Source organism: Haloarcula sp. MBLA0163 (genome assembly GCF_055632435.1).
In genome coordinates, this window is sequence record NZ_CM145745.1 from 2,825,971 (window position 1) to 2,839,834 (window position 13,864).

Consider the following 13,864-nt stretch of genomic DNA (forward strand, 5'->3'; position numbering starts at 1 on the left):
GTCAGTTGGGCCTGGAGATGTTGAACGGGATGCCCTCGACGCCGTCGCGCTGGAAGTCGGAGATGAAGTCGTTGACCTCGTGGTAGCCGAGGATGCCCTCCTGGATGGCGCGTTCGATGAGGTTCGCCCGGAACTGCAGGTCGTCGTAGATGTCGCGGGTGTCCTCGTACCCCAGCAGGGTCGCGATCTGCTCCTCGAGGACGTAGGAGTTGTTCATCCCCTGGAAGACGATCTCGTCCTCGACGGGGTCCCAGTTGAACACCTGTCGGGTGACGACGCCGTCCATCTCCTTGGAGTAGCCCTCTATCTCCTGGACGCTCGTGACCCGGCGCAGGACCTGGTCGCCCTGCTTGACGCGGTTCTGGAACAGGGCCACGTCGGCGACGTCCATGAACGTCTCGGGGACGTTGATGGGTTCGCCGGTGAACCGCTGGATCATCGAGACGATGTCGCTGGCGTGGAAGGTCAACATCACCGGGTGGCCGGTCTGGGCCGCCTGGAACGCCATCCGGCCCTCCTCGCCACGGACCTCGCCCACGATGATGTAGTCGGGGCGGGACCGGAGTGCGGCCGCCACGAGGTCGAACATGTCGATGCTGGTCCCCTCGTCCTCGCCCTCGCGGGTGAGCAGTTGCTGCCACGTGTTGTGGGGCGGCAGCACCTCGGCGGTGTCCTCGGCGGTGTAAATCTTCGCGTCGTCGGGGATGAAGGAGGTGATGGCGTTCAGCGTCGTCGTCTTGCCCGAGGCCGTCTCCCCGACGACGAACACCGTCTGTTCGTTCTCGAGACAGAGCCAGAGGTAGGCGGCCAGTTCCGGCGAGAGGGTCATCCACTTCGTGATCTGGAACACCGAGAGGGGAATCTCGTCGCCCTGTCGGATGGTGAGCGAGGGGCCTTTCAGGCTCACGTCGTCGGAGTAGATGAGGTTCAGACGCGACCCGTCCGGCAGCGTCGAGTCGACGATGGGGTCCGAGTCCGAGACCGGGTCGCCCATCCGTTCGCCCATGTTCCGGAGCCACTGGTCGAACGCCTCCTCGCTCTGCCACTCGACGGTCGTCTCCAGCATCCCGTAGACGCCGTGGTCGACGTGGCACTCGCTGCGGCCGATGACGTGGATGTCCTCGTTGGCCGGGTCGCGCATCACCGGTTCGAGCGGCCCGAGACCGACGATGTCCCGGTTGAGGCGGTAGAGGATGTTCTCGTAGGTGGACTGGGTGACCTCGACGCTGCCGACGTCGGTGAGGTTCGACAGGCGCGTGAGGACGCCGCTGTCGGCGTCCTCGTCGCGGACGCGCGTGGTCTCCTGTAGCAGCTCCTCGATGCGGTCGTCGTACTCCGCCTCGTCCTCGGGGGCGGGTTTGTTGACGCTCTTCTGGAGGAGTCGGTTGCGGACCTTCCCGAAGACGGCCCGTTCGTCCTGGTCGAGCTCCGGTTCGATGGCGTAGTACTTCGTGTCCTGTCCGACGTCGCCGTAGATGTGACAGAAGATGGGGCCGCCGACGGGGTAGAGGACGTTCGGGCGGTCGGACTCGAACTCGCCGTCGGCCTCGTCGATGAGCATCGGGAACTCGCCGGTGATCTGCTTGAACTTCTTGAGGTGGTCCCGCAGGTGGGGCCGACGGGCGGCAATCTGTCGAAGTTCGTCCGAGGGTTTCGCGCGTCCGTGGTCTGTCATATCTTAGGTCACCTCTTACGCGACGCTCCGCGATTCGATGACGATGCCGGTCCCCGACCGCACGGAGAACCCGACGGTGTCACCGACCTGTTCGCCCATGCCGGCGAAGCGCAGGACGTTGATCTGCCGGCGCACGTCGTTGCCGACCTCTATCATCTCCAGTTCGATGAACACGTCGGCGATGGCGCGGAACGGGCCGATGGCCTCCTCGTCCAGCGTCGACGGGTCGACGGTGAGCATGATGCACTTCCCCTGCGAGATGATGTCCCTGAAGAAGGAGATTATCTCCAGGGCCGCCTGTCGCTCGTCGTTCTGGCGGACCAGCGCCTCGAATTTCGGGTCGTTCCGGAGGATGGCGTCGAACGTGTCGATGACGACGACGTCGGCGTCCCACATCACCTCCGCCTCCATCAGGCGGCGGAGCAGTTCCTTGCGGTCCTGTTCCTCCTCGCCGCCGGAGAACGTGTTCGAGTCCCCGATGTCGGCGTGCAGGAAGAGGACGTCCTCGTCCAGGATGTGGTCGACCATGTCGTACGACAGGGAGTGCATCTGGTCGAGGAAGCTCCCGACGGTGAGCTCCGTCGAGAGGTACGTCACGTCGTGGCCCTCCTCGCAGAGGCCGTAGGTGAACCGCTGGCTCATCGCCGACTTGCCGGCGCCGTAGTCGCCCTCGACGAGGATGATGCTACCCGGCGGGATGCCCCCGCCCAGTTCCTTGTTCAGTCGGTCGTGGTCGTCCAGTCCCAGCGAGAACAGGTCGGTGCTTGCGAGACTCATACGCGGAACCTGAACACCTCCTCGTCGCCGTTGACGATGACCTTGACGCGGTGGTCACCCGTCGACAGGCCGGCCGTCGCTATCTCGACCCGGACCACCGTCCCGGGTCGCCAGACGCCGCCGGTGTCGTCGAGCAGCGTCACCCCGAACTCGGAGACGAACTGTCCGTCGAGGAACAGGTCCATCTGTCCGGGGTCGGCCCCGAGCGGTTCGGACCCGGTGTTCTTGACGTGGAGCGTGACGTTCTGGTTGCCGTCGCTGTCGTAGACCGCGTCACTGCCGCTGTCGGAGATTATCTCGACGTCGGTCCGGACGTCGCGGCTGACGTCCAGTCCCTGTTCGGAGACGGCGTTGCTCAACTGCCCGATGCTGTCGGTGAACACGCCGGCGACGCTCGCCGCGATCATCATCGAGGCGATGAAGATGATGAGGTGGGAGACGGAGACGCTCGCCATCTAGCTCACCACCTGCGTCGTCTCGACGGCCGAGACGCCGGGGCCGGTGACCAGCTTCACACGACCGGGGTCCGTCGTCAGGCCCGTGGCGTTGACGACGAGTCGTTCCTCGGGGAGCCAGAGGTCCGTCGTCTCGTCGCCGTCGACGGCGGTCCGGTAGCCCGTGAGATACACGTTGTCCGCGAGCAGGTCCACGTCGGCGACGGTCAGGTCCGTCGACCCCGTGTTGACGACGGTGACGTTCAGCGAGTCGGCCGTCGTGTTGTAGGTCACGTCGGTCACGTCGATGGCCGTGTTCTGCTGTTCGAGCGTCCGGTCGGCCTGTGCGTCGCGGGCGTCGTTGACGTTCTCGAACCCGTTGGCCGTCGCCGAGTAGAACATCCCGAACCCGATGAACATGGCGACGAAGATGAGGGCCGCCGAGCCGCTAACGCTGAAGCCCATCGGCACCACCTCCGACGAGTTTCGAGAGCGCGACGGCGTCGGCCCCGCTGTCGTCGTCCAACTGCGAGATGTAGCGGAGGCTCTCGGTGTGGTGGTCGATGGTGAGACCGGTGCCGGCGTCGTCCACGTCGTCGAACCCGCGGAGGTACTCCGTGAGGCTGTCGGCGACGGACGCGTCTATCCAGCCGATGGTCTCGTAGTAGTCTATCGCACGGGACGCCTCGCGGTAGCCCGCCTGACTGACGAGGAACTCCAGCCACTCCACGACGATGAGGTCCGCCGCGAACCCCTCCGGCATCGTCTGGAGGTACGGTTTGCCGCCGTCGCTGTCGGCGTCGTGGTCCGCCCCTGTCGTCGGTTCGGGCTCCGGTTCCGGCTCCGGGTCGGACGTGACCTCGGGTTCCGGCTCCGGTTCAGGGTCCGGGTCGGGGGTGACTTCGGGTTCCGGTTCTGGTTCCGGCTCGGGGTCCGGGTCGACGGCTCCGGCGACGTCGCCCGCCTCGTCGGCGGTGTCGTCCATCGCGTCGTCCTCGATGACCTCGTCGAACAGGTCGTCGTCCTCGAGGCCACCGTCGTCGTCCTCGAGCAGGCCGTCGTCCGCCGAGAGGTCCTCGCCGTCGTCCAGCGTCTCGTCGCCCGCGTCCGTCGCCGCCTCGTCGGCCGACGCCTCGCCCTCGGCCCAGTCGGCGTCGCCGGACTCGTACTCGTCTTTCAATTCGGCGAAGGACTTGCCACCCTCACCGTCGTCGCCGTCGTCGGTGCTCCCCTCGTCCACGTCGAGTCCGTCGTCCATGCTCATGTCGTCGTCCTCCTCGAAGTCGTCGAACCCCTCGTCGAACGACCCGCCGTCGTCCTCGAAGTCGTCACCGCCGAAGTCGTCGTCGGCGAACATGTCGTCGCCATCGTCCATCGCCATACCGCCGCCGTCGTCCTCGACGAGGTCCTCGTCGAAGAAGCCCTCGGCGTCCGCGGTGGCGACGTCGTCGTCGATATCCTCTTCGTCGTCGCCACTGCCGTCGTCGTCGAACAGGCCGAAGGAGCCACCGCCGCCCATGCCGCCGCCCATCCCGGCGTCGACGTCGTCCGCGAAGGGGTTGACCCCGCGCGTGACCATCTCGTAGATGTCCAGCAGTTTCCGGACGTTCTCCTGTACCTCGTCGACCGACTCGGAGATGGACTCGTTCTCGGTGCGGACCGTGTTGACCGTCGAGGAGAGACTGCCGACCTCGTTCTCCAGTTCGTCGATGCGGTGTTCCAGTTCGTCGGTGTCCGGCCCGGTCGCGTCCTCCATGTCGCCGAACTCGTCGTCGCCGAACCCGCCCATGTCGTCGCCGCCGTCGTCGAGACCGCCGAGCCCGCCGAGGTCGTCGCCACCGCCACCCTCTTCGGCCATCAGCCCGCCGCCGTCGGCCATCTCGTCGTCGCCGTCGTCGTCGCTCTCGTCGTCCGACATGATGGAGTCGAACATGTTCTTGATGCTCATACCGACGAGGCCCCCGGAGAGGAGCACCAGCAACGCGGGCACGAGTGCGACCACGTCCGGGGCCGGTGCCTGCAGCGTCGGCAGGAGAGCGAGACTACTCATTAGCCAGTTTATTGCCGCAAACGCCCTTGAATATTCCGTCTAGCCTATCATCGTTGATAATAAAACTGCTATTTCCGCGCACTAAGATGTAAAATTCGCGCTCTCTTGTATGCACTTTTCTTGAGAGGGGTGCTTCAGGTGGAGATTGGCCGCGAAAGCGTCTGAAGGGCGCGTTTCCGGCAGACGGGCGTCAGACATCGTCGGTGATACCCGGGCCGCCCCAGTTATCGGGAGCCGAAATCAAAGCGTCGTCGACTCAGTGTTCGCGCTCTTGACCACGAAGTCGCCGGTGTCGGCCTCCAGTCGGAGCGAGCGACCGTGGTCGCCGCCGACGTCTTCGCCCAGCACCGGGATGTCGAATGCCGCCAGCGTCTCCTTGACCTGGTCCGCGTTCCGGGAGCCGATAGAGGGGCCGTTCTCGGAGAAGTCGAGCATGTCGCTCCCCCCGGCTATCTTCGCGCGCATGCCGTCGCGCGAGGCACCCTCGGCCTCCAGCGCCTCGACGAGGGCCGCGACCCCGGTGTCGGCGAACTTCGCCCGGTTCCCGCCTTCGACGTCCTCCGCCGTCGGCAGCATGACGTGGACGAGTCCGGCGGCACCCGACACCTCGTCGTAGATGCCGACGCCGATACACGAGCCCAGTCCGCTGGTCGTCAGGACGGCCTCGTCGGTCGTCACCCGATACTCGGCGATGCCGACCTTGATACGCTCCGGTTCGCTCTGGCGGGCACTCTCTGTCTCGCTGCCGTCGTACACCTTCATTATTCGAATATCTGTTCGACGTCCGCGTCGGTCTCGTCGGCACGCTCGACGTCTAGGTCCTCGAGCGCTTCTCGCAGTTCCTTCTCGTTGGGCAGCGCGTGTATCTCGGCGTTGAACTCGATGTCGTCGGTCCGCATCGTCGAGTTGATGATGAACGCGTGCTCCTGGTGCTGGCCGACCTGCGCCGCGAGGGGGTCGACGATGGACCGGCCCATGTCGTGGACCAGCCGCGGCGGCGTGTGGTCGACCGACGTCTGGAGGACGTTCGCCCACCCGTCGACGAACCCGCTGGTCATGATGTTGCCCAGCTCCTCGATGGCGGCCTTGTGCTGGTCGGTCACACCGTCGCCCTCGACCTCGACGGGCATCATCGCCTCGGCGACGTTGACCGCCGAGACCTCGTCGAACAGCACCATCAGGTAGCCGCTCGGGACGCCGGTGAACTCCACCACCGTCCCGACGTAGGTGTCGGTCCCGATCTGCTTCGGGACGTCCTCGATGGGGGCGAAACTGATCTGTGTCACCTCCGCCTCGGTCGGGATACCCGTCATCATCTCGACGTTGCCCGCGGCCTGCTGGGTGCCGCTGGTCGTCATCTCGTTGAACGTCTGGAGTTTGTCGATGGGGATGGCGTCGGCCTCGGTGTCGCCGTGCTCCATCATCATCTCGGCGAGCGGGTCGTACTCGGGGAGCATGTAGATGTAGAAGTTGACCGACTCGCCGACCCACTCTATCTCTGACTTGAAGACGAACACCTGCTGGTGCTCGTCGTGTTCGGGGGCGTCGGGCACCACGTCGGCGCCCGACCGTTCGATGTACTCGGGGGGCGAGTGGTCGATGGTGGAGTCGAGGTAGTCGGCCCACCCGTCGATGAACCCGCTCATCATGATGTTGCCTATCTCCTCGACGCTGCTCCGGGCCATCGCCGGGTCGTCGCTCGCCCCCGGCATCAGCGAGTCGGCGATAGTGTCGGCCGAGTCCCGGTCGAAGACGAGGACCGTCTCCCCCTCGAGTGCCCCCTCGAACCCGAACTGGACGCCGACGAACTCCGCCCCGGTGAGGTCGTCGCCCACGTCGGCCCGGCCCAGCAGCGTAATCTTGGTCACGTCGACGACGGCGTCGATGCCCGTCATCTGTGCCAGCGACTGCGTGGCCTGCTGGGCCCCCTCGTGTGCGAGTTGGTTGAACGTGCCGAGCGACTGGATGTCGACGTGCATCTATGACGGGACGACGTCCTCGATGGCCTCGATGACGCTCGGCTTCTGGAACGGCTTCGTGATGTAGCCGTCCGCACCCGCCTTGACCGCCTCTTTCATCTTCTCCTCCTGGCCGACGCTCGTGCACATGATGACGTTCGCGTCCGGGTTGCTGGACTTTATCTCGTCGGTCGCCTCGATGCCGTCACGGATGGGCATCACGATGTCCATCATCACCAGGTCGGGCGTCTCTTCCTTGTACACTTCGACGGCCTCAACGCCGTTCTCGACCTCCCCGACGATGGTGTGGTCCTCTTCGAGAATCTCCCGCAGGAGGTTGCGCATAAACTCCGAGTCGTCGGCAATCAGTACGTCTGGCATGACCTATCGACACGAAGTACCGTGATGAGCTAAATAAAGGTGTCCCGTAAATTATCGCCTCTGATACCGGTGTACTGCGGCCGGATGGGACCCTCGCCGTCCCCCCGCTCACAGCGTCGGCAACAGGTCGGCGACGACCCGGACCAGGTCGAAGGCGTAGGTCCCGTAACCGAAGTACACGAGCCCCGACAGGGCCAGAAACGCCGTCGTGAACCCCGCCGGCAGCGCGAGTCCGACCGCCACGGCCCGGGCAGGCACCCGGTCGGGCGCGACCGTCCGGCCGACCACGGCGCCGGCGCACACGGCCGCGGCCGCGAGGTTCCACAGCGCGTGGTACTGCACGGCCTCCCCGAGTGCCAGGTCGAGGCCCACGATACCGCCGAGGACGACGGCGACTGCCAACAGCAGGCTCGCGGCGTAGGCCCGAGCCAACCACGCAGTCTCGTCGGCTACGGCCGCCCGGACGGCGGGCACCCGACAGACCCCGTACGCCGCGAGCAGGACGACGGGGTGGAGGTAGCGCACCGTCAACTGACTGAACAGCGGTAACCGGGGGAGGTAGACGACCGTCAGGACGACGGCCAGCGCCACGACGAGCGCGTCCGTCTGCCGGCGTGGCGAGAGCGTGCGGGGATTGGGCGGGCGGAGCGAGCCGAACGCGGTTCCGGTCAGTCGTCGCCCCGCGAGTACCGGCAGCGCCAGCAACGCCCCGAGTAGCGGCGTCGCCTCCAGCAAGCTGAGTTCTATCACCTCGTAGTCGTTGAGCCCGTAGCGGACGCCCGGTACGTGGCCGCTCCGGACGAAGACGTGCGAGAGGCGGGTCGGTTCGTCGAGCGTATCGACGCCGTCGGCGACTGCCCCACCGGCGAACGACCATATCGGCCCCACGGCGTCGGCTGTCGCCGTGGCAGCGTCGGCGGTCGACTCGATGAACGACCCGACCGGGTCGGTATCGGGCGGTGTGCTCGCCGACTCGCCTTCGTCCTGTGTGCCGCTCGTACCGTCCCCACCGCCGCCGGTGCTACTCTCCCCATCCGCACCGGAGCTCGTACCGCCTCCACCGCCGCCGGTACCACTTCCGTCGTCCGTACCGGAGCTCGCACCGTCGGTTCCCCCGCTCTCGCCGGTCCCACCGTCCATGTCTGGCGAGAACTCGACGTCTCCGCCGTCGACGTTCGGCAACAGGCGCGGCGGTTCCGCGGGGTTGCCGGAGATGGCGTAGTTCGTCGCCAGCATCGGCGTCGCCGCGAGCAGGAGGACGAGGCCGACGACCAGCAGGTCACGCGGCCGGTTCGACCGCGCGGTCAGAAGGTCGACGGTGCCCAGGACGCCGACGACGAAGAACGCCTCGAACGCGTGGACCCAGGTTATCGCGCCGGCGAAGGCGTACGCCGCCGCTCTAGCCCGGAGAGCAGTCCGGCCGTCGGCCCGTCTGCTCACGGCGAAGGCGTACACCGCGGCGAGCACCAGCGCGGCGACAAGCGTGTGCCGTTTCGGAATCGTGGCCCAGAAGCCGACGGGGGTCGCGAGCCCGAGCGCGGCACCCGCGGCCACCCCGACCCGTCGGCCGTGCCACTCGGCGACCAGCCGGTACAGGACGAGTCCGGCCGTCGCCGCCGCGGCCATCGTCGAGAGCTGGTAGGCCGCCAGCGCGAGTTGAGCCGGGTCGAGATTCGTCGCCGTCAGCACGCTCCCGGCGAAGAGGAGCGCCACGACGACCGACCCTATGGTGACCGTCCGCCCGCGGTCGGCGCCGTCGAGTCGCCCAACCTGCGTGACGAATGCCAGTCCGAGACCGGCCCACAGACCGGCGAGGAGGAGTCGCGGGTCGACCAGTACGGTCAACCCCTCCAGCGCCCAGACCAGCGGCACCGCCAGCGCGAGTTGCCCGTAGTTGCGGCCGTACAGCAATCCGTCGTACCGATGGAGGCCTGGCTGTGACCCCAGCGTGAGCGAGTAGCGAATTTCGGTGACGTGTAACTGCCCGTCCGCGAGTGCGACCAGCGTGTTCGCCGTCGCGTACGTGTCCTGGATGAAGACGCCGACGCGCCACGTCAGCCCGAACCAGCAGAGCAGGCCAAGCCACAGGACCAGTCCGTACCGGTCGGCGAACACCCAGTATGCAACCTCACGGAGACGCCGCTCGGCGCGCTCGAGGGCGCTCACGTCGCCACCTCCACGGTCACGTTCTCGCGGTAGACAGTGCGGTCCGTGGTGAAACTCTGGACGCGGACCGTCAGGATGCCGTCGTACGTCGCCGCCGCTGCAGTCCCACCCGCCAGCCCCTGTGCTTCGGGAGCGAGCCGATAGGTCCCGGGGCCGCGTACGACCGTCGTCGCCAGGAGTTCGACGTCGATAGCCGGCACCGAGACGAGATAGACGAGCCGCGGCCGACCGGTGACCGACGTGACGCGGACCGTCGCCGTCGGCGGCCGGACGTACTCGACGGCGGTGCCGAAACGGCCCTCGGTGAGACGCAGCGCCGAGGTGTCGACGTCCACCGTCGAGACGGTCGCAGTCCCCTCACCGAAGTCGGTCGTGCGCTCGGCCGTCACGTCGACGCCCGCCAGCGGCCCCGTCGCTAGCGAGACGACCACCACGAAGAGTGCGACACCGGTCGTCAGATACCGTTGGCCCATCGTCTGCCGGAGAACGACACCGGCCGGAGTTAAAGTTCTCGACGTTCAGAACTGCGCACCGTTCTGTTCTTCGACGGCTTCGACGAGGTCGGCGATGCTGTCGTCGGGCGAGAGCCCCGTCGACTGCACCATCTGTCTGAAGCTCCCCGGCGGGTACTTCACCGGGACGTTCGACTCCGAGAGGAGGATGCCCAGGACATCCTCGACCGGCGTCGACCCGTCCATCTGCCGACCGTACCAGAGCATGAAGCTCTCGAAGGCGGTGACGATGTCGTTGGAGACGAGTTGCTGCTGGTCGACGTCGCCGTCGAACTTCGCGGTCACGTCGAAGCCGTAGCGACTGTTCGAGTCGGCCATCTTCTCTGCCAGCCACTCGTGGACGTTCGCGTCGGTGAACTCGGGGGTCTCGGGTTCGGGGTCCGGCGACGGCTGTGGGGCCGGGTCCGATTCGGCGGATACCTGATTGCCGTAGGAGTCGTCGGTCCGTACGTCCGGCGAGACGACGTACCGACCCTCGTCAATTTCCGTGACGTGGTCGTCGTCCGCGATGTCCAGCTCCTCCGGGGAGAGTATCTTGCCGTCCTCCGGATTCGGTTCGTCTGACCCCGGGGCCATAGCCACTAGTGCGTAAGGGAGTGGTATAATTCCGTCGCTGGTGGGGTCACAGACGCGTCGCTGGCGGGAGTTCGATAGCGAGAAAAGAGAAAGTGCGCCGGCTTACAGCGTGACTGCGGAGTTACCGGACAGGGTCTCCGGGACGGTCAGAGTAATCGTGGTGGAACCACCGGATTGGGTGTTCACCTGAATCGTCGCCGTCTCGCCCTCCGCGAGGCCACTTCCCTTTATAGCAGTGATAGAGAACTCCAGCGTCGCACGGTCCGACGGATCGTTGAGAACCTGACTGTCAGTAATCGACGAATCATCGTCCTGCACGGTACTGACAGCGAAGTAATCACTGTTCGCCGTCGTTGGGCTATCTGTATCGACGGTCAAATCGTATGATCCGCTAGAGAGGACCATTTGCGCAATCGTACTCCCGATGTCGATGTTCGCTGCACCGGGGGCCTTCTTTACCGTGACTTCAACAGTCCCAACCGTACTGTTCCCACTGAAGATGTCGGTGCCCACCGTACTCACCACTTCAAGCCGGTTGGTCACTTGGTCACTGCTCTGTTGTCCGGTCTCCTCCGCACTGCTCTGGAGGAAACCAGCCGTGTTGATCAGGACGCCCGCGGCGATCGCGGCGACCAGCACCATCGCGATGAACACGATGAGGGTACCGATACCGACCTGGCCGCGGTCGTCGTCGTTTCGTAGTTCCGTGAACATTGATATTTCCGGGCCTGTCTGACCCTACTAACATTCGGCATTTCACCAGTAATAATACCTCCCCCCAAAATATCTATCGTGATAACGCGTATTTCAGAGTCTAATACAGCGTTTGAGCAAGATTTGCCCATCGGAATCGACCGGTTACAAGCGGCGAACACATTCTGTGAAAACGGCGGGTAGGCGACTCCGAACTGTTGGGTCCGTAGTGAACACGCGGTTCCACAGCTACTGTCGACGACACCAGCTAGTGGTAAATGCGGGGTTAATCGGTCACGAAGGCCAGGACGAACCTTGTCAAACAGCGGAGAGAACGCTTCGGCACGGCGGCCCGGCAGCTGTCGGACGGCGGTCACTCGTAGGTGACGAGACTGTACATCACGAACAGGTACCCGAACGTCGTCAGTCCGCTGTTGACCAGCAACAGTGAGCGCACCCCTTCGAAGTCGTTGACGAACGCGCTGATCATCGTCGCGGCCGCACCCGCGACGGCGAGCGAGAACCCCAGCGAGAGGTGGAGCATCGCCTGCCGGGACGTCTGGACGTACGCCCGCATCGCCATCCCGACCATGGTGAGGCCGGCAACGACGAACACGAGCGTCGAGATGGCGTAGAGGAGTTCTATCATCGGCACTACCAACGGCTATGCGAAACCCGTTATTAAATCCACCCGCTAAAATATCTGTCCTGATAATCAGAAGAGGAGGCCAGTCCCGGACGCTATCCGTCCGAGAGCGTCCGCCACGCCTCGTCGAGTTTGTTGGTCACTTCCGAGCGTTCCTCGACGTGGACGGTCAGGTCGTCCTCGAAGTCGACGCTGACCTCGTCTACGTTCCGTCGGTACACCTTGATGCGACGCCGGTCGTCCGAGAGGATGTTGTCGTGGAGTTCCAGCAGGTCGTGTTCGGTGAGTTCGTCGATGCGGCGATAACAGGTAGCGATAGGGATACCGAGCTCGTCGCTCAACTCCTGCGCTGAGACCGGTTCGTCGGTAGCGTCGAGAATCTCGGCGCTGTATTTGTTCCCCAGCGTCTGGAGAAGATCCGCTGAAGCCATCGTTATCAAAACATGAATTTGGCATTTAATAAAACTATCGCCGATGATACTACGTGAGTTCGGCCCGAAGAGCCGGTTACCAGCGAAAAGCCGAGAATCCCACTTAGACAGCCTGAAGCGGTCGTTTCAAGAGTTAATAACGGCTTAAGGGAGGCTTATATCGGGGACTCTTCCTCGCTCATCATCGAGAACGCGCTGGCGTTCTGGTGGACCTTGATGCCACCCCAGTCGATCTCCATCGGATAGATGTCGGTCTCGATGTTCTGCTTGCGCATCTTCGCGACCCAGACGTAGCGGTTGACGCCGGTGTCGGTCGGCGTCTGGATGAGGTAGATGTTGCCGTCGGTGAGGTAGTTCTCGAGTCCGATCTCGGTGTCGGGGAACACCGCGCCCTGTTCGTTTGTCAGGAGCGCGGTCAGGCCGTTCTCCCGGAGGATGTCGGTGAACTTCAGGAGGTAGGTCCGTTTCTCCGTCTCGTCCTCGAAGAACAGTTCGAACATCGCCAGCGAGTCCAGGACGAGCCGGTCGTACGCGTCGTCCTCGAGGTCCTCGAGGAGGAGGTCCATCGACGAGGAGAAGTCGTTCTCCCGGAGGAGCACCTGCTTGTCGTACACCTTGATGTCGCCGTTCTCGACGAACTGGGGCCACTTGTCGAAGCCCAGCGACTCCGCGGCCTGCCGGAGGTCGGACTCGTTCTCCTCGAAGGTGAGGTAGATGCCCTTCTCGTCGAACTGTTCGACGCCGTTGTAGAGGTACTGGAGACAGAGAATCGACTTCCCGGCACCGGGGTTCCCGCTGATGAGGGTCGTCGAGTTGGTCACGATACCGCCGTTGAGGATGTCGTCGAGGCCGTCGATGCCCGTCTTGGTTTGCTCTATCATGTTGTATGAGTCGGAAGGAGGTTGTGTAAGCCTGTGTCGTAGGATGTGAAAAGCCTTGTTCACGGACGCCCGGGAACAGCGGTCTCAGCCCTCGCTGTGGACGATAGCGGGGTCCACCCAGATGACGAAGTCGTCGTCCCGCTTGACGACGCCGCGGATGGACCCCGTGTCGTTGGCGGGCGACTGGTCGACCTGTTCGGGCGATATCTGGACCACCTGGAACACCTCGTCGACGACCCATCCGGCCGCGCCCTGGCTCTGGACGATGGCCGGGTCGAAGACGATGATGCGTTTGCCGTCGGTGTCGTCGTCGATACCGAAGACCACCTTCGGGTCGACGATGGAGGTGGTGCGGCCGCGGAGGTCCATGACCCCCTCGACGTGTGCCGGCGCGTTGGGGACCTGTGTGAGGTCACCGACGTCGACGATCTCGGTCACGTAGTCGATGCTGACGCAGTAGGTCTCCTCGCCGAGTTCGAACTCGAGCACCTGGCCGGTTGTGGCTGACTGGGCTGACATAGCTCCCGAAGTACCAGAACGTGGTCCGTAGGTGCGTATAAATATGTCTGCTGGGCTATCAACTTTGATTACGTGGGCGGTGTCTTTATTTCGGGGCGAACGGGAGTACGGGACAGGAATGCAGATGCTCCGCCCGCGAACGACGACCACGTCACAGGGGCGCCC

The 13,864-nt window shown here is 64.7% G+C and carries 16 protein-coding genes; all 16 read right to left on the reverse strand.

Annotation, left to right across the window (positions count from 1 at the left end; all coding sequences use genetic code 11):
• Position 1: 1 nt before the first annotated feature.
• Complete coding sequence (locus ACV7GQ_RS15065) at positions 2-1,675, reverse strand: type II/IV secretion system ATPase subunit (protein ID WP_470311034.1); 1,674 nt, start codon at positions 1,673-1,675, stop codon at positions 2-4.
• Positions 1,676-1,690: 15 nt separating this feature from the next.
• On the reverse strand, positions 1,691-2,452 hold the full coding sequence (gene arlH / locus ACV7GQ_RS15070; protein ID WP_220617814.1) for an archaellum protein ArlH: 762 nt from the start codon (positions 2,450-2,452) through the stop codon (positions 1,691-1,693).
• Positions 2,449-2,907 (reverse strand): archaellum stator protein ArlG, encoded by a 459-nt coding sequence (gene arlG, locus ACV7GQ_RS15075; RefSeq protein ID WP_470311035.1) that lies wholly within the window; start codon positions 2,905-2,907, stop codon positions 2,449-2,451. The genes arlH and arlG overlap by 4 nt, the downstream gene beginning before the upstream one ends.
• Positions 2,908-3,351 carry an archaellum stator protein ArlF gene (gene arlF, locus ACV7GQ_RS15080; protein WP_470311036.1) on the reverse strand — a complete coding sequence of 148 codons (444 nt, stop codon included), beginning with the start codon at positions 3,349-3,351 and terminating at the stop codon, positions 2,908-2,910. It lies immediately after the preceding gene.
• Positions 3,335-4,936, reverse strand: a complete 1,602-nt coding sequence (locus ACV7GQ_RS15085) for a FlaD/FlaE family flagellar protein (protein WP_470311037.1) — start codon at positions 4,934-4,936, stop codon at positions 3,335-3,337. Before ACV7GQ_RS15085 ends, arlF begins: the two co-directional genes overlap by 17 nt.
• Positions 4,937-5,176: 240 nt before the next feature.
• Positions 5,177-5,698, reverse strand: a complete 522-nt coding sequence (locus ACV7GQ_RS15090; RefSeq protein WP_470311038.1) for a chemotaxis protein CheD — start codon at positions 5,696-5,698, stop codon at positions 5,177-5,179.
• Positions 5,698-6,915 carry a chemotaxis protein CheC gene (locus tag ACV7GQ_RS15095; RefSeq protein ID WP_470311039.1) on the reverse strand — a complete coding sequence of 406 codons (1,218 nt, stop codon included), beginning with the start codon at positions 6,913-6,915 and terminating at the stop codon, positions 5,698-5,700. Before ACV7GQ_RS15095 ends, ACV7GQ_RS15090 begins: the two co-directional genes overlap by 1 nt.
• Positions 6,916-7,275 (reverse strand): chemotaxis protein CheY, encoded by a 360-nt coding sequence (gene cheY, locus ACV7GQ_RS15100; protein WP_220617808.1) that lies wholly within the window; start codon positions 7,273-7,275, stop codon positions 6,916-6,918.
• A gap of 108 nt (positions 7,276-7,383) precedes the next feature.
• Positions 7,384-9,441 carry a hypothetical protein gene (locus ACV7GQ_RS15105; protein ID WP_470311040.1) on the reverse strand — a complete coding sequence of 686 codons (2,058 nt, stop codon included), beginning with the start codon at positions 9,439-9,441 and terminating at the stop codon, positions 7,384-7,386.
• The gene (locus ACV7GQ_RS15110; RefSeq protein WP_470311041.1) at positions 9,438-9,914 is read right to left on the reverse strand and encodes a hypothetical protein; all 477 of its coding nucleotides are present in this window, start codon (positions 9,912-9,914) and stop codon (positions 9,438-9,440) included. The genes ACV7GQ_RS15105 and ACV7GQ_RS15110 overlap by 4 nt, the downstream gene beginning before the upstream one ends.
• Positions 9,915-9,959: 45 nt before the next feature.
• On the reverse strand, positions 9,960-10,529 hold the full coding sequence (locus ACV7GQ_RS15115; RefSeq protein ID WP_470311042.1) for a DUF7500 family protein: 570 nt from the start codon (positions 10,527-10,529) through the stop codon (positions 9,960-9,962).
• 102 nt (positions 10,530-10,631) lie between these two features.
• Positions 10,632-11,243, reverse strand: a complete 612-nt coding sequence (locus tag ACV7GQ_RS15120; protein ID WP_470311043.1) for an archaellin/type IV pilin N-terminal domain-containing protein — start codon at positions 11,241-11,243, stop codon at positions 10,632-10,634.
• A gap of 352 nt (positions 11,244-11,595) precedes the next feature.
• Positions 11,596-11,871, reverse strand: a complete 276-nt coding sequence (locus ACV7GQ_RS15125; protein ID WP_220618007.1) for a DUF7521 family protein — start codon at positions 11,869-11,871, stop codon at positions 11,596-11,598.
• Between the two features lie 92 nt (positions 11,872-11,963).
• A complete protein-coding gene (locus tag ACV7GQ_RS15130) occupies positions 11,964-12,299 on the reverse strand; it encodes an ArsR/SmtB family transcription factor (RefSeq protein WP_470311044.1) in 336 nt (111 codons plus the stop codon).
• 155 nt (positions 12,300-12,454) lie between these two features.
• Entirely contained in the window at positions 12,455-13,180 is a 726-nt protein-coding gene (locus ACV7GQ_RS15135; protein ID WP_470311045.1) for an RAD55 family ATPase, read from the reverse strand.
• 84 nt (positions 13,181-13,264) lie between these two features.
• A complete protein-coding gene (locus ACV7GQ_RS15140) occupies positions 13,265-13,699 on the reverse strand; it encodes a chemotaxis protein CheW (RefSeq protein ID WP_470311046.1) in 435 nt (144 codons plus the stop codon).
• Between the last annotated feature and the right edge of the window lie 165 nt (positions 13,700-13,864).